The 16,427-nt window shown below is 29.5% G+C and carries 18 protein-coding genes; 11 read left to right on the plus strand and 7 right to left on the minus strand.

Annotated features, from left to right (window positions below; genetic code table 11):
- The first annotated feature begins 1 nt into the window (after window position 1).
- The 11 genes from trpD to ACN0WB_RS03960 all read left to right on the plus strand — a co-directional run bounded on the left by trpD (window position 2) and on the right by ACN0WB_RS03960 (window position 11,170).
- Window positions 2–985, plus strand: a complete 984-nt coding sequence (gene trpD, locus ACN0WB_RS03910) for an anthranilate phosphoribosyltransferase (RefSeq protein ID WP_417429053.1) — start codon at window positions 2–4, stop codon at window positions 983–985.
- Window positions 986–987: 2 nt separating this feature from the next.
- Window positions 988–1,761: an indole-3-glycerol phosphate synthase TrpC gene (gene trpC, locus ACN0WB_RS03915; protein ID WP_417429055.1), complete on the plus strand. Its 774-nt coding sequence runs from the start codon at window positions 988–990 to the stop codon at window positions 1,759–1,761.
- Window position 1,762: 1 nt separating this feature from the next.
- Complete coding sequence (locus ACN0WB_RS03920) at window positions 1,763–2,419, plus strand: phosphoribosylanthranilate isomerase (RefSeq protein ID WP_417429057.1); 657 nt, start codon at window positions 1,763–1,765, stop codon at window positions 2,417–2,419.
- Window positions 2,400–3,587, plus strand: coding sequence for a tryptophan synthase subunit beta (gene trpB, locus ACN0WB_RS03925; RefSeq protein ID WP_417429059.1), 1,188 nt, complete (start codon window positions 2,400–2,402; stop codon window positions 3,585–3,587). Before ACN0WB_RS03920 ends, trpB begins: the two co-directional genes overlap by 20 nt.
- On the plus strand, window positions 3,588–4,133 hold the full coding sequence (locus ACN0WB_RS03930; protein ID WP_417429061.1) for a hypothetical protein: 546 nt from the start codon (window positions 3,588–3,590) through the stop codon (window positions 4,131–4,133).
- Window positions 4,130–4,864, plus strand: a complete 735-nt coding sequence (gene trpA, locus ACN0WB_RS03935; RefSeq protein WP_417429063.1) for a tryptophan synthase subunit alpha — start codon at window positions 4,130–4,132, stop codon at window positions 4,862–4,864. Before ACN0WB_RS03930 ends, trpA begins: the two co-directional genes overlap by 4 nt.
- Window positions 4,865–4,925: 61 nt before the next feature.
- On the plus strand, window positions 4,926–5,648 hold the full coding sequence (gene lipB / locus ACN0WB_RS03940) for a lipoyl(octanoyl) transferase LipB (RefSeq protein ID WP_417429065.1): 723 nt from the start codon (window positions 4,926–4,928) through the stop codon (window positions 5,646–5,648).
- 148 nt (window positions 5,649–5,796) lie between these two features.
- Window positions 5,797–7,125 (plus strand): dihydrolipoamide acetyltransferase family protein, encoded by a 1,329-nt coding sequence (locus ACN0WB_RS03945; RefSeq protein WP_417429067.1) that lies wholly within the window; start codon window positions 5,797–5,799, stop codon window positions 7,123–7,125.
- 214 nt (window positions 7,126–7,339) lie between these two features.
- On the plus strand, window positions 7,340–9,022 hold the full coding sequence (ggt, locus tag ACN0WB_RS03950) for a gamma-glutamyltransferase (RefSeq protein WP_417429069.1): 1,683 nt from the start codon (window positions 7,340–7,342) through the stop codon (window positions 9,020–9,022).
- A gap of 424 nt (window positions 9,023–9,446) precedes the next feature.
- The gene (locus ACN0WB_RS03955) at window positions 9,447–10,481 is read left to right on the plus strand and encodes a hypothetical protein (RefSeq protein WP_417429071.1); all 1,035 of its coding nucleotides are present in this window, start codon (window positions 9,447–9,449) and stop codon (window positions 10,479–10,481) included.
- A gap of 80 nt (window positions 10,482–10,561) precedes the next feature.
- Complete coding sequence (locus ACN0WB_RS03960; RefSeq protein WP_417429073.1) at window positions 10,562–11,170, plus strand: Crp/Fnr family transcriptional regulator; 609 nt, start codon at window positions 10,562–10,564, stop codon at window positions 11,168–11,170.
- Between the two features lie 180 nt (window positions 11,171–11,350).
- Here the strand turns inward: ACN0WB_RS03960 and ACN0WB_RS03965 are convergent, their stop codons facing one another.
- The 7 genes from ACN0WB_RS03965 to ACN0WB_RS03995 all read right to left on the minus strand — a co-directional run bounded on the left by ACN0WB_RS03965 (window position 11,351) and on the right by ACN0WB_RS03995 (window position 16,363).
- Window positions 11,351–11,770 carry a hypothetical protein gene (locus ACN0WB_RS03965; protein ID WP_417429074.1) on the minus strand — a complete coding sequence of 140 codons (420 nt, stop codon included), beginning with the start codon at window positions 11,768–11,770 and terminating at the stop codon, window positions 11,351–11,353.
- A gap of 91 nt (window positions 11,771–11,861) precedes the next feature.
- Window positions 11,862–12,341, minus strand: coding sequence for an SRPBCC family protein (locus tag ACN0WB_RS03970; protein WP_417429076.1), 480 nt, complete (start codon window positions 12,339–12,341; stop codon window positions 11,862–11,864).
- 9 nt (window positions 12,342–12,350) lie between these two features.
- Window positions 12,351–13,046, minus strand: coding sequence for a lycopene cyclase domain-containing protein (locus ACN0WB_RS03975; protein ID WP_417429078.1), 696 nt, complete (start codon window positions 13,044–13,046; stop codon window positions 12,351–12,353).
- 18 nt (window positions 13,047–13,064) lie between these two features.
- Entirely contained in the window at window positions 13,065–13,514 is a 450-nt protein-coding gene (locus ACN0WB_RS03980; protein ID WP_417429080.1) for a beta-carotene hydroxylase, read from the minus strand.
- A 3-nt stretch (window positions 13,515–13,517) separates the two neighbouring features.
- The gene (locus tag ACN0WB_RS03985) at window positions 13,518–13,931 is read right to left on the minus strand and encodes a hypothetical protein (RefSeq protein ID WP_417429082.1); all 414 of its coding nucleotides are present in this window, start codon (window positions 13,929–13,931) and stop codon (window positions 13,518–13,520) included.
- 41 nt (window positions 13,932–13,972) lie between these two features.
- Window positions 13,973–14,815 (minus strand): phytoene/squalene synthase family protein, encoded by an 843-nt coding sequence (locus ACN0WB_RS03990; RefSeq protein WP_417429084.1) that lies wholly within the window; start codon window positions 14,813–14,815, stop codon window positions 13,973–13,975.
- 87 nt (window positions 14,816–14,902) lie between these two features.
- Window positions 14,903–16,363 (minus strand): phytoene desaturase family protein, encoded by a 1,461-nt coding sequence (locus ACN0WB_RS03995; RefSeq protein ID WP_417429086.1) that lies wholly within the window; start codon window positions 16,361–16,363, stop codon window positions 14,903–14,905.
- Between the last annotated feature and the right edge of the window lie 64 nt (window positions 16,364–16,427).

A 16,427-nucleotide genomic window follows, 5' to 3' on the forward strand; every position in this document is an offset into this window, starting at 1 on the left:
AATGAAAGAAATATTACAATATTTATTTAATCATAATACTTTAACCAAAGTAGAAGCAAAAGCGATTTTAACGGAAATTGCGCAAAATAAATTTAATGACAAAGAAGTTACTGCTTTTGTTACGGTTTTCTTAATGCGAAATATTACTTTGCAAGAATTGGAAGGTTTTTGTGAAGCTTTAATGCAACTTTCCGTTAAAGTCAATTTAGGCGAAGATTTAGCAGATATTGTTGGAACTGGCGGTGACGGAAAAAACACTTTTAATATTTCAACCTTGGCAAGTTTTATTGTTGCAGGAGCTGGACAAAAAGTGGCGAAACACGGTAATTACGGCGTTTCTACAGTTTCTGGTTCCTCGAATGTTTTGGAAGAATTGGGATACAAATTTAAAAATAATGAAGCAGATTTAAAGCAAGATTTAGAAAAAGCAAATCTTTGTTTTTTACACGCACCACTTTTTCATCCTGCTTTGAAATCCGTTGCGCCTTTGAGAAAAGGACTTGGTTTAAGAACATTTTTTAATATTTTGGGACCCCTTGTTAATCCTTCAAAACCAGAATTTTCTGTGATTGGTGTTTACAATTTGGAAATCGCAAGACTGTATCAATATTTGCTTCAAAAACAAAAAAGAAATTTTAATTTAGTACACGCCTTGGATGGTTATGACGAAGTTTCCTTAACGGCCGACACTAAAATTATTTCTAAAAATGGTGAAAAGATTTTTTCCCCAGAAGATCTCGGGTTTCAGAAAATAAATCCGGATGAAATTTTAGGAGGCAATTCAATATCAGAAAGTGCAAAAATCTTTAAATCAATTTTAGAAGGTAAAGGAACTTTAGCACAAAATGCAGTTGTAACTGCAAATGCGGCTATTGTTTTGGAAAGCACGCAAAAATTTGGCAATTACAATTCTTGTTTGAGTTTAGCAAAAGAAAGTCTGGAAAGTGGAAAAGCACTCAATTGTTTGACACATTTAATCAATTAAAAATGAACATTTTAGATAAAATAATTGAGCATAAAAAAGAAGAAGTTCAGAAAGCAAAATCTGAAGTTTCTTTAAGTGAATTAATGGATTCTGAATTTTTTGGAAAATCGGGAAAATCTTTGAAACAAACTTTAAAAGAAAAATGGGGAATTATCGCTGAATTTAAAAGACAGTCGCCTTCAAAAGGAATTGTCAATGATAAATCTGATGTTTTAGAAGTCGTAACAAATTACGAAAAATTTGGAGCAAGTGCAGTTTCAATTTTAACAGATAATCAATTTTTTGGGGGAAGTTTAGATGACATTTCAAAAATTAGAAAAGAGATTTCAATCCCCATTTTGCGCAAGGATTTTATGATTGATGAATATCAATTCTATGAAGCAAAATCATTTGGCGCAAATGTAATTTTATTAATTGCAGCAAATCTTTCGGTTTCTCAAGTTCAAGAATTTACGGCTCTTTCACATCAAATGGGTTTGGAAGTTCTATTGGAAATTCATGATGAAAGCGAATTAAAACATATTAATAAAGAAGTAGATTTTGTGGGAATTAATAATCGGAATTTAAAAGATTTTAAAGTTAATCTGGAACATTCTTTTCACTTAAAAAATCAACTTCCAAAAGACATTTTAAAAATTGCAGAAAGTGGAATTTACAATATTGAAGATTTCCAATATTTAAAGGAAAAAGGTTTTGATGGTTTCTTAATGGGCGAATATTTTATGAAAACCGAAAATCCAGGGAAAACTTTTGAAGAATTTTGTAAACAAATTTGATATGAAAATTAAAGTTTGCGGTTTAACAAAAATCAACCAAATTGAAGAATTAATTTCTTTTAAAATAGACTTTTTAGGATTTATTTTCTATGAGAAATCACCACGATTTGTACTGAATCATTTGACTTATAATGAAATTAAATCACTTGACTCACATTCAAAAGTGGGAGTTTTCGTTAACGAAAAAATTGAAAAAATTATTGAAATTTCCGAAACAGCAGATCTTAATTTTATTCAACTTCATGGTGACGAAAATGAAAATTTTATAGTGGAATTAAGACAAAAATTAAATCCAAAAACAGGAATTATAAAAGTAATTCGAATAGGAAATCAATTTTCAGAAGTTAAAAATCAACTTGAAAAAATCTCAAATCTCAAATCTGAAATCTCGTATCTCTTATTTGACACCGATTCAAAAGTATTTGGTGGAACAGGAAAATCTTTTGATTGGCAGATTTTAAATAAAATTGAAATACCAAAACCTTACTTTTTAAGTGGCGGAATTTCATTGGAAAATATTGAAAATCTAAAAAATTTAAACCAAAAACCTTTCGCGTTGGATATCAATTCGAAATTCGAAATTGAACCCGGAAATAAAAATTTAGAAAAAATAAAAGACTTCAAAAATAGTATCAAAAATGAGTTTATTAAAATATAAGAATCCCAATCAAGACGGATATTATGGCGAATTTGGCGGCGCTTTCGTCCCCGAAATGCTTTATCCAAATGTATCTGAATTACAAGAAAAATATATCGAAATAATTGAATCGGAAGAATTCCAAAAAGAATTTCGAAACCTATTAAAAGATTATGTTGGTCGCGCTACACCACTCTATTTTGCAAAAAATTTAAGTGAAAAATACAATTCTCAAATTTATTTAAAACGCGAAGATTTAAATCACACCGGAGCGCACAAAATTAATAATGCACTCGGACAAGTTTTATTGGCGAAGAAATTAGGAAAAAAACGAATCATTGCAGAAACTGGAGCCGGACAGCATGGCGTTGCAACGGCAACTGCATGTGCTTTGATGAATTTAGAATGCATCGTTTATATGGGCGAAATCGATATTGCAAGACAAGCGCCAAATGTTGCGAGAATGAAAATGCTCGGAGCAAATATAATTCCTGCAACTTCTGGTTCAAAAACTTTAAAAGATGCTGTAAATGAAGCACTCCGAGATTGGATCAATAATGCAACAACAACACATTATATCATTGGAAGTGTAGTTGGACCACATCCGTTTCCGGATTTGGTTGCAAGATTTCAATCTGTAATTTCAGAGGAAATTAAATGGCAATTAAAAGAAAAAATTGGACGTGAAAATCCCGATTATGTAATTGCTTGTGTCGGTGGCGGAAGTAATGCTGCAGGAACTTTCTATCATTTTGTGGAAGAAAAAAATGTAAAATTGATTGCTGCAGAAGCAGGTGGTTTTGGTTTAGATTCCGGTAAATCTGCAGCGACTACTTTTCTCGGAACTTTGGGCGTTTTGCACGGAAGCAAAAGTATTGTAATGCAAACAAAAGAAGGTCAAGTTATTGAGCCACACTCTATTTCTGCGGGTTTAGATTATCCGGGAATCGGTCCTTTTCATGCGAATTTATTTAAACAAAACCGAGCAGAATTTTTCAGTATTACAGACGATGAAGCCTTGCAATCTGCGTTTGAACTGACCAAAATTGAAGGCATAATTCCGGCTTTGGAATCAGCACACGCTTTGGCGGTTTTTGGTAAAAAGAAATTTAATGAAAATGATGTCGTAGTCGTTTGTTTGAGCGGACGTGGTGATAAAGACATGGAAACTTATCTGCAATATTTGTAAATGAAAAAGCAAGAATTTTATAATATTTTAGAATGGAGTTTTGTTATTTACATCGCATTAAATATGTGCGTTTATGGCGGCGCAAAATTTCTGCAGTTTGGTGAATTTCTTTCTTTTACAAAACCTCTTTCCGAATATGATGGAATGAGAATAATGTGGGCTTTTTACGCTTATTCAAGAAGTTATGCCATCATTCTTGGAGTATTTGAAATATTGGGATCGATATTGCTTTTTATTCCGAAAACAAGAATTTTAGGTTGTTTTGTTTTATCAAGCATTCTTGTAAATATTATCCTGCAAGACTATTTTTATCAAGTTTCTCATGGTGCTTTAGCGAATGCCATTTTATATCAGATTTTAATATTTATTTTACTTTGGCTAAATAAATCTAAATTAATTTTAGCCTTTAAAAACCTTTCAATTCAAACATTTATTCCGAAGAAAGAACGAATTTTAGTGAGTATTTTGTACTTTATTTTAACAATAATTACTTTATATATTCTACAATTCCTACTTAATCTTTTACTTAATCTTTTAATAAAATGAAAAAACTAAATATATACTTCACAGCTGGAATTCCAAAACTGGAAGATACCACCGAAATTATGAAAATAATCCAGGATTCTGGTGCAAAAATGATGGAAATCGGGATGCCTTATTCTGATCCAGTTGCAGATGGACCAGTTATTCAAAAAGCACATGAATTGGCCTTAAAAAATGGAATGTCTATCGAAAAATTATTTGAGCAACTAAAATCGGTGAAAGATGAGATTAAAATTCCTGTAATTTTAATGGGCTATATTAATCCGGTTTTAAGTTTTGGTTTTGAAGAATTCTGCAAAAAATGTTCAGATTCGGGCGTTTCTGGTTTAATAATTCCAGATTTACCTCCTGTGGAATTTGAAAAAAATTATCAGAAAATTTTAGAAAAATATAATCTGAAATTCACATTTTTGGTAACACCCGAAACTTCTGAAGAAAGAATAAAATATTTAGATTCTTTAAGTTCCGGATTTTTGTATGCGGTAAGTTCTTCTTCTACCACAGGAAATGAAAATAAAACCGTAAACAACGAAGACTATTTACAAAAGCTTTCAGAAATAGATTTAAAAAATCCTTTATTCATCGGTTTTGGTATAAAAAATAGAAATGATTTTGAAATTGTTACAAAAAAAGCAGATGGCGCAATTATAGGAACAGCTTTCGTCAATATTCTACTTGAACAAAAAGATTGGAAGTCAAAATCAGTAGATTTTATTCATAGCATAATAAATTAAATTCTTAATTTTGTTTGATATTAAGAACGCTACTTTCGGCACGTTCAAATAAAATAAAATAATGACGGCAACACAAAATAAAGTTTTAGAGTTTAAAGATTTGGGTTTGATGGATTATCAAACAGCTTTTGATTATCAAGAAAATTTAATGAAATCAATTATCGAGCAGAAACTTAAAAACCGTGACAGAACCGATGGCATTTTTGAGGAAACACCAAATTATTTGCTTTTTGTAGAACATCCGCACGTTTATACTTTAGGAAAATCTGGTGACGAACATAATATGCTCGCAAATGCCAAAAAGTTAAAAGAGATTGACGCTTTTTTTGTGAAAACCAACCGTGGTGGAGATATTACTTATCACGGATTCGGACAGTTAGTTGGTTATCCAATTATAGATTTAGATAATTTTAAATCTGATATCCACGTTTATATGCGGAATTTAGAAGAAGTTATTATCCGAACAATTGCAGAATATGGATTAAAAGGTGAACGTTCTGAAGGTGAAACAGGAGTTTGGTTAGATGTGGGAAAACCATACGCTAGAAAAATCTGTGCTTTAGGTGTAAAAACTTCAAAATGGGTTACAATGCACGGTTTTGCTCTAAATGTAAATACGGATTTAAAATATTTTGATTATATAATTGCCTGTGGAATAAAAGATAAAGGTGTAACTTCACTTAAAGCGGAACTAGAAAAAGAATTTTCTTTAGAAGAAATTTCAGAATTAAAAAACAAAATTAAAACACATTTTGAAGAAGTTTTTGAAGCAGAAATCAATTAAAATTATACTTTAAATATATTTAAATCACAATAATTTTAAATTTCTTTTTAAAATTTCTATTTTATAAATTTTGCAAAAATATTATTAAAAAATTCACTATTTTATAATTGATAAAATTTTTTATCTTTGTAAAAATCGTAAAAACAATATGGCAGAATATAAATTATTACTCCCTTCTATGGGAGAAGGTGTGATGGAAGCTACAATTATCGATTGGCTTTTTACAGAAGGAGCAACCGTAAATGAAGATGATTCTGTAGTAGAAATTGCCACAGATAAAGTAGATTCTGATGTTCCGACCCCAGTTTCAGGAAAGATAGTTAAAATCTTGAAAGTAAAAGATGAAGTTGCAAAAGTGGGAGAAGTAATTGCAATTCTAGAAACTGAAGATGGAAATTCTTCTGAAAGTGAATCTCAAAATACAGAAGAAATTAAAATTGACGAGAATTCTGAAGTCGTAAAAGGTTTAGAAAAAGCCATGAGTAATTCTATGTCAGAAACAGGGAATTCTTCTTCAACTACTGAAAACGCAGGTTTTCTTTCGCCTTTGGTAAAATCTATCGTACAACAAGAAAATATTTCAAACCAAGAATTAGAAAATATTAAAGGAACTGGTTTAGAAGGAAGAATTACAAAAGAAGATATTTTGGCATTTGTTGCAAACCGTGGAAATACACAAACAAAAACCACAGTTTCAGAAATACCGAAAGCTACTTCAATAAGTGCTTCTACTCCATCTCCACAATCAATTCCTGTAAAAATTAATGATGGAGATGAAATCATACAAATGGATCGCGTTAGAAAAATTATTGCAGATGCAATGGTTAATTCCAAAAAAACTTCGCCCCATGTTACTTCTTTTATAGAAAGCGACGTTACAAATGTAGTTCGTTGGAGAAATAAACACAAAGATCATTTAATGAAACGCGAAGGCGAAAAATTAACTTTTATGCCGATTTTTGTTCACGCTATTGTAAAAGCAATTCAAGATTTCCCAATGATTAATGTTTCTGTAGATGGTGATAAAATCATTAAAAAGAAAAATATTAACATTGGAATGGCAACTGCACTTCCAGACGGAAATTTAATTGTTCCAGTGATTAAAAATGCCGATCAACTCTCACTTTTAGGATTAACTAAAGCGATTAATGATTTGGCTTTCCGCGCAAGAAATAAAAAACTAAAACCAGAAGATACACAAGGCGCAACTTACACCATTTCAAACGTGGGTGGTTTTGGAAATCTCATGGGAACACCAATTATTCCGCAGCCGCAAGTGGCGATTTTAGCAGTTGGTGCGATTGTGAAAAAACCTGCAGTTTTAGAGACAAAAGATGGCGATGTAATTGCGATTAGAAACTTAATGTTTATGTCGCATTCTTATGATCATCGCGTTGTAGATGGTTCTTTAGGCGGAATGTTTTTAAAACATGTTCATGATTATTTGGAAAATTGGGATTTAGAAACTGAGATTTAAATTATTTTTTTTGGCAGCTTTTTCCGCCTTCCACTCCCGCTTTTTTTGTTCCGCTTTGCTACACAAAAAAGAGCTCCGTTCAAGTCGGGCTGCAATTATTCGCAGCTAAAAAGTGATTAACAATTTAATTAGATTATATAAACCTTTGAAAAATTTTCAAAGGTTTTTATATTAATCAAACTCATTATTTTATATTTGTTTAAATTTATTTTCTATGAAAAAATTCCTGTTATTTTTTGTTATTTCTAGTCAAATTTTCTCTGCTCAGTTTAAAGATTTTAATACGGTAAAAGAGGTTGAAGTTCGTAATAAAGGTTTAGTGGTTTCTGCACATCCTTTGGCGAGTGAAGTTGGTGCTCAAATTTTAAAAAAAGGTGGAAACGCTTTTGATGCAATTATTGCAACTCAGTTAGCTTTGGCTGTAGTTTATCCGCACGCAGGAAATATTGGTGGCGGTGGATTTTTGGTGGGCTATAAAAACGGCGAAAAATTTACTTTAGATTATCGTGAAACAGCACCTGAAAAAGCTTTTGCAGATATGTATTTAGACGCAAAAGGAAATGCAGACACGGATTTATCCCAAAATGGAAGATTAGCGGTTGGAATTCCAGGTTCGGTTTCTGGGTTTTTTGCGACTTTAAAATATGCAAAATTACCGATGAAAGTTTTAATCCAACCAGCAATAGATTTAGCTGAAAAAGGTTTTGCAATTACTTCTAAAGAAGCAAATGAATTAAATGAAACCAAAGCAGATTTTCTAAAACACAATAAAAATTCAATTGTTTTTATTAAAGACAAACCTTGGAAAGCAGGTGATCTACTCATTCAAAAAGAGTTGGCAAAAACTTTAATTAGAATAAGAGATTTTGGGGAAAAAGGCTTTTATGAAGGCGAAACCGCAAAAGCAATTGTTGCCGAAATGAAACGTGGCAATGGAATAATTACTTTAGAAGATTTAAAAAGTTACAAAACAAAAGTTCGGAAACCAATGGTTTTTGATTACAAAGGAAATGAAATTGTGACGATGGGTTTACCTTCAAGTGGCGGAATTCTTTTAGCTCAAATGCTAAAAATGAGTGGTTATCAAAATATCGAAAAATATCAACAAAATTCTGTAAATGCAGTTCAACCAATGATTGAAGCAGAAAGACGCGCTTTTGCAGACAGAGCAGAATATATGGGAGATCCAGATTTTATTAAAGATCAAACTGCAAAATTAATTTCAGATGAGTATTTAAAAAACCGGTGGAAATCTTACAATCCAAATAAAGCAACACCAAGTTCAGAAGTTGGAACCATCATTTCTCAACCGAAAGAATCTACGGAAACAACGCATATTTCAGTTTTGGATAAAGACGGAAATGCAGCTTCTGTTACCACAACTTTGAACGGACTTTATGGTAGTAAAGTCGTGGTTTCTGGCGCTGGTTTTTTTTTAAATAATGAAATGGATGATTTCTCTATAAAACCGGGAGTTCCGAATATGTACGGCGCAGTTGGTGGAAAAGCAAATTCAATTCAACCTGGAAAAAGAATGTTGAGTTCTATGTCTCCCACTTTAGTTTTAAAAAATGGAAAAGTTTTAATGGTTGTTGGAACTCCGGGCGGAACTACAATTCCTACTTCGGTTTATCAATCAATTGTAGATGTTGTTGATTTCAAAATGAATGCGAATCTTTCTATAAATTCTCCAAAATTTCACCACCAATGGTTGCCTGAAGTGGTTTTTGTGGAAAAAGATTTCCCAGAAAGCACCATCAATTCTTTAGAGAAAATGAATTATAAAGTGGAGAAAAGAGAACAAATTGGTAGAACTGAAATGATTTTAGTAAATATGGACGGAACAATTTCTGGAGTTGCAGACGGGCGCGGCGATGATTCAGTGGGAGTGGAATAATTAAAAAATATAAATTATGAAAAATTATTCCTTTATCACATTATTTTCTATTGGGATTTTATATTCAATTTATAATTATTTCTCAATCAAAAAAAGTAATTCACAATGCAAAAAAGTAGAAATAAAATATAATTTTTTATTAATGGTTATTTTAATTATTGCTCTTTTAAACAGATTGGAAAAGATTGAATTATTAGATTAATTATAAATCGACTGTCGAATAAAAATACATCTAAAAAACAACTTTTATTTTTTTTTAAGTTGTTTTTTTATTATATATAATTCTGAGATTATCAACTTTAATTTTACTTTTTTAATATATCAAAAGCTAAATATTGTGTATTTATAAAATTTTAACGTAATTTGATAATATTCCATCAACCAAAAATGATATTTCATTAAAACTTTTAATTAAAAATTACAAATGAAAAATAATTTAATTTTTATAATATTTCTTTTTGGCTTTTCGGTCTTTTCAGCACAAAAGCATCCATCAACTTTAGAAGATTTATACTTTTTTATAGGGAAAAGTTCTTCTAATTTTGAAAAGATGATGAAATCGTATGGATATCCACTTCACGATAAAAGAGATGATACTGTTAATGCTAATTTCACAGTTCAGTTTTACGAAGGAGAGGAATATGAAGAATTAAAAGTTTATAGAGATGGAAATAAAATAACCGCAATTGGTTTTGAATATTTTACTGATATTGAAGCGAGTCGTATTTTAGATTTTGTGCAAACAAAAAATTTCACAAAAATTTGTGGGGACAAACCTATTGATAGTAAAAATGGATTAGGAAATGGTGCATGGAAAAGAATTGACGGTAAATATAAAGTGTATATTAATGCTTATGATTTGTATGGAGGCGGAGCGCGTAAATTAAATGTTATCGTTGCAGATAACTCTGCAAATTGGACCTGTGAAAAAACTTATAAACCAGAGGAAACAAAATTATTAAGTACTGAACAAATAAAAAATATTGAAGCAAAAATAAATAATACTTATAAAGCCGTTAGAGATGACGGTAAACCGAGAGCCACAAAACAGGAAATAGTAGAATATTTAAATGCGGTTGCAAGCAATACAAATAATAAAAAAATATATAAATCGTCAAAAAGTTATATTCAAGATTCTTGGTTTTCTGTCAAGGGAAATGATGTGACTTACTATATAAAAGAAACTATCTTAAGTGACAATGAAGTTCAAACATTAAGATATGAATTTAGTCTTAACGATATTTCCACATTGGAATTGAATTGGGATGATAACCTCTTACTGAATAAATTCACTTTTTATTTTTATAAAAAACCTGCAAAAAAATATTATGTAAGACCTACTTCTTTTCAAGGCATGAGTATCTCAGATGAAAATAAAATTAAGTTTTATATGGATTCCAAATACGCAGATAAAAAGGTGGTTCATCACGCGTTTATGTTACTGTTTCCCATGAAATAATTTTGATAAATAATAATGAAACTTTATTTTGAAATCAATTTTATAAAAGTTTTGTGAAAGTTAATTAGGAAAATATTAAAATGCAAAAAAATAGCAGAGATAAAAGATTTTTAAGAGAAAAAGTTCTGTCTTATAAACCAGATTTCAATTTAGAAATTTTAGAGATTGGGCTGGATAAATTTCAAATTTCCGATTGCAAAAGCGGTGATTTTATTTTGAAAAATGGTGAAATTTGTAAAAGTATTTTTATGGTTGAAAATTCAATTACACGTTGCTATTTTGTAGATAAAGACGGGGAAGAAAAAACTATTTGGCTGGAACCGGAAAAAACTGTAATCACAGATTATGAAAGTTTCAGCAGTCAAATAATTAGCAGATGTGATATTTGTTGTTATGAAAACTCAACAGTTTATTCCATTGACAAACAAAATTTAATGATGCTTTACTCACAATATCACGATTGGGCAATCTTTGGACTTCTTGTAATGGAAGAACATTATGTGGGTTTAATGAAAATAAAAAATTTAATTAGTTTCAATAGCGCCACTGAAAATTACGATTTTCTGGAAAGTTATTTTCCGCGATTTTTAGAAATTGTACCACTGAAACATCTTGCGTCATGGCTTAATATTTCTGCGGTTCACTTATCCAGAATTCGTAAAGAAAGAATAAAAAGTGGTTCTAATTAACAAATGTTAAGTGGAGTTCGGTCTAGTTATAATATCTTTGTTATAACACAAAGGATGAGAAAAGAAATTCTTCTTTAAACTTGCCTCTTTCGTTTTTTATTCTTTTTATTTAAAAGGACTAAAGCAAAGAGGCAATTTTTTATTGTTTTAAATTAGAATTACCTGAAAAATATTTTAAAATTATTTTACTATAATATTTTTCGTAATAAAAACATCATTTCCAGAACCATCTTTTCCGGTCCAAAATTTAAATATATAAGTTCCAGATTGTCTCGGTTGGAAATTAAATTGATTTGCAAAAGCTGCAGGTGTTCCACAATTACCACTGGTTGAATAGCTGTAAGCAGTTACAGTTCTTGTGAAATCATTCGGTACATAATCATAACCGTAAAAAGCTGTACAATTAGACGAAAAAGTAGAATAAGTTCTTATACTTTGAACTGAATTTACACTCATCGTATTGCTCAAAATTTGCACACTATCTATCTTCATTTTTGTAGGAATCACTTCTACATAATCATCATCAATTCTATTATCACAACTAATAAATAATAAACTTAGTATAAGACCAACAAAACCAATTTTAAAAATATTTTTCATGGGAATAAATTTATACAATTTTAGATTGTAAAATTAAAAAAAAGTTAAAAATATTCTAGTTAAAAATTTAAATAGATTGATTTCTTATTTGCTAAAAATAATCTTTCAAAAAATTAAATCGACTTTCAAAAATAAATTTCACTTTATTTAAAACCATTTTCCCTGTAACAAAATCACCAAACGCACCAAGTGGCATTTTAAAATTAAGTAAATCTTTCATTAGAGTTTCCGTTTCTGAAATTTTCTCAAAATGATGTTCATGATGCCACATTGCATAAGGTCCAAAACGCTGTTCATCTACAAAAAATTCTTTATCTTTTACATGCGTAATTTCAGTTACCCAATTGCTTTTTATTAACGGTAAAATCCCAATTTTATAAGTGATAATTTGACCTGCATAAGTTTCATTTGGCGGATTATTGGTTATCTCAAATTTCATTTCTTTAGGTGTAATTTTATCTAAATTTTTTGGTGTTGAGAAAAATTCCCATGCTTTTTCTAAGCTAATTGGTAAAATTTGCTCGGAAGTTAAAGTGTAAATTCCAGATTGTTTTTTAATATTTAATTTCATATTTTTAAATTAATTATTGTTCCATTTTTTCTTTAAATATTCGAAAACCAAAACAATTCCATACAACAAACTAAAGCAATAAAAACTATCTTCTAAGGGCATCGTTCCTACTCTATAACCCAAAATTTCTGCGCTATTGTAATACACAACGGGACTTTCAGAATAAGCACCAGTCAAAGCATTATTAACAAAGAAAAACGGAATGTAAATAATTATAAAACTTAAATAAAATCTCTTTGCATATTTAAATTTAAAAATTATTTGAAGAAACATTAAAAGTGCGAAAAGACCAAAACTGCAAAAAGTATAAATTTTATCACTATTTGAAACCGCAATAAGAAATGAAAATCCAAATAGAAAACTGGTTAAAATCTGTGTAACTTTCTTTGATAATTGTGGAATTGGAAAAAAATAAAGCAAAGAATAATGTATAAATATACTTGCATACGGAATCAAAAGGAAAAATAACCATTCTTCTAAAGGCAACTTTAAAATTCTAATTCCAATTAAATATTGGTCATTAAAACCCCAAACATTTTGGTAAGTAAAATAAACGTCCCACGCTAAAAAGAAAAGTCCAACAATAATTATTGCAGAAAAAAAAGCTTTCCAATACTGAATAAAATAAAGCATTTTCTTTTCAAAACTGAAAATAAATGGAATTAAAAAGGAAAAAACATCAAGGAGTATGTAATAATAATTCATAAAAAAAATTAAAAAATATTACATTCTAAAGTATTTTAGAGGAACAAACAACATTCCAAAACACTCTCCTTCTTCTTTTCCCAAATGTTTATGATGGATTTTATGCGCTTTTCGAAGTCCTTTTAAATAATAGTTATTCGTTTTATCAAACCACTTAAAACGCCGATGAATTAAAACATCATGTACCAAAAAGTAAGCAATGCCGTAAAATAAAATTCCCAATCCAATGAAAAATAGAAAGTTAATTCCATTCCAGGTTCCAAAATAAAATAACAAAATACTTGGAATTGCAAAAACTACAAAGAAAAAATCATTTTTTTCAAACACATGCGGATATCCCGGTTGATGATGATCTTCATGAAAATACCAACCAAAACCGTGCATTATATATTTGTGAGTAAACCACGTAACGCCTTCCATTGCAACAAAAACAATTAAAGTAAGTAGTAAATAAAATACAATTTGCATTTTCTAAATTTTTAAATATTGTTTTATTTGGGACACCAAAATTACATCTTTTGATTCTTTATAATGTTCCAAAATAAATTTTTTGTCTTCTGTAATATTTTTATTATAACCTAAAAAATGGGGCATTTCTACTTGACAAGTATAACGCAAAAACCGAATTTCTAAATTTTCAGGAGCCTTTGAAACCGCAGATTCTAAATGTCTTTTGCCTTTTTTAAAATAAGAAAGTTTAGAGAAAGGACTTACAACATGCTTTGCCATAAAAAAATTTCCTACACCAATATAAGCTTCAAAAATTGGTTTCTTTGTAGATTTCAAATCTGAATTTGCTTTTTCTATAAATTGTTTATTAACCAATTCAGAATTTTCAGCTTTTAAGATTAATTCAGTATATTCTTTTCTATTTTGAGCTTGCATTATTAATATTAAAAATAAAAATATTAAACCCCATTTTTTCCTCACAATAAATTCAGATTTTTTGTTACTAAAAGCTCAAACATTAAGTAAGCTTTTCTCGCATTACTCACTCTTATTCTCTTTGTTAATAATACTTTTGGTTCTGTATTTTTAATCTTTTTAAATAAATTAGTATAATATTTATACGCCATAAAAACTGCTAATTTACTAGAAATTGGTAACATTTTTATACCAATTAATGCTTGTTCAAAATCTTTTGAAATATCTTTTTCTATAGAATTCTTATCTTCTAAACTGAAATTATTAAAATCAACTCCAGGAAAATACATACGATTTAAAACCACAAAATCAGCTTGTATATCTCGCAAAAAATTAATTTTTTGAAATGCAGCACCCAAACTTTTTGCAAAAGGTGCTAGTTTTTTAAATTCTTTTTCATCTCCTTCCACAAAAACTTTTAAACACATTAAACCCACAACTTCTGCGCTGCCATAAATGTAAGCATCATATTCTGCTTTGTTTTGATAATTTATTTCGCCCAAATCTTTGTACATAGAATCTATAAAAGCGTCAATTAAATTTTGGTCAATTTTATATTTCTTCACTGTTTGAGTGAAAGAATGCAAAATAGGATTTAACGAAATTCCTTTATTCATCGCATCTTCATATTGCTTCATAAAATCATCCATTAATTCTCTTTTCGGATAATCGTGAAATGTATCTACAATTTCATCCGCAAATCTCACAAAGCCATAAATATTATAAATCGCTTCCCGAATTTCTTCTGGAAAAAGTAAAATTGCTCTCGAAAATGAGCTACTGTAAGATTTTGTAACTAATTTACTACAACTAAAACTAACCTGATCGTGCAAATTTTGTGTCATTCTTAATTTTTATTTTGGAAATATTTCCAATTATCCTACTTAATATTCAAAAATAGTAAATTATTTTATTAATACTAAAATTATAACTTATTTTAACTTTTTTAAAATATAATCTGTAACTACTTTTCCAGAAATCAAAGCAGGCGGAACTCCAGGTCCTGGAACGGTTAATTGACCTGTATAAAATAAATTTTTAATTTTTTTATTATCAATCTGTGGTCTTAAAATAGAAGTTTGCAAAAGTGTATTTGCTAATCCATAAGCGTTTCCGCGACAAGAATTATACCTTTCTTTAAAATCTTGTACTCCAAAACTTCTTTTAAATAAAACGTGTGGTTTCAAATCTTCTCCAGTATTTTTTTTAATTCTTTCTAAAATTAAATTAAAAAAATGCTCGTGAATTTCTTCTGATTCTTCTAAATCTACAGCAACCGGAATTAAAAAAAATCCAATTTCTTTTCCTTCTGGAGCTAAATCCAAATCTGTAATACTCGAGAAATTAGCATAAAATAGAGGTTTTACAGGTAATTTTGGTTTATCATAAATATCTTCTGCGTGTTTCTCAAAATCGGTATCAAAAAATAAATTGTGATGTTGAAGCTTTTCAATTTTTTTATCAAAAGCGACATAATATAAAAATGACGACGGAGCAAAAACTTTCTTTTGCCAATAATCTCCAGAATAATTTCTTACATTTTCATTTAATAATGTTTCTGTATGTGCATAATCTGCTCCAGAAATTAAGATATCTGCAGAATAATTTCCCTTATCCGTTTTAATATTTTTAACTAAATTTCCTTCAGTTTCTATTTTTAAAACGTTTTCATTTAGTTGAAATTTAACTCCCAATTCAGTGGCTAATTTTTCCATTCCTTTTGCAACTGCATTAAAACCACCTTTTGGATACCAAGTTCCCATTCCAAAATCTGCGTGATTCATAAAATTATAAAAAGCAGGAGTTTCACTTGGTTTTGCACCTAAAAACAAAACGGGAAATTCCAAAATACTTCGCAGTTTGGGATTTTTAATATTTTTTCTAACCGTTTGCGAAATATTCTGAACAAAAAGTGGTAATCGTTTTGCAGTTTCCAAACTCACCAATTCTAAAATTGATTTTCCTGGATTATAAACCAAATCCTGCATTGCAATTTCATAATTCTTTTTTGCATCAGACATAAATTTTTGCAAATGTTTTCCACTTCCAGGTTCTACTTCTTCAAATTTTGCAATAATTTTTTCTGGTTCATCTGAAATATCGATGAAATCATTTTCACCAAAATAAACTCTATAAGCTGGTGAAAGTTTTTCCAATTCATAATAATCAGAAACTTTTTTACTGAAATCTGAGAAAAATTTTTCAAAAATATCCGGCATCCAATACCAACTTGGACCCATATCAAATTTAAAACCCTCTTTTTCCCACAAAGAAGCACGACCACCAATTTGTTCATTTTTTTCTAAAACAGTCACATCAAAACCTGCTTTTGCCATATAACATGCGGAAGCGAGAGAGGAAAAACCTGAACCAATAACAATGACTTTTTTCATATAATAATTAGCACAAAAATATACTATTTTTATTAATTTAGAAAATATTTTTACTACTTTTGTA

The organism is Halpernia sp. (genome assembly GCF_048269545.1).
Taxonomy (GTDB): Bacteria; Bacteroidota; Bacteroidia; order Flavobacteriales; family Weeksellaceae; genus Halpernia.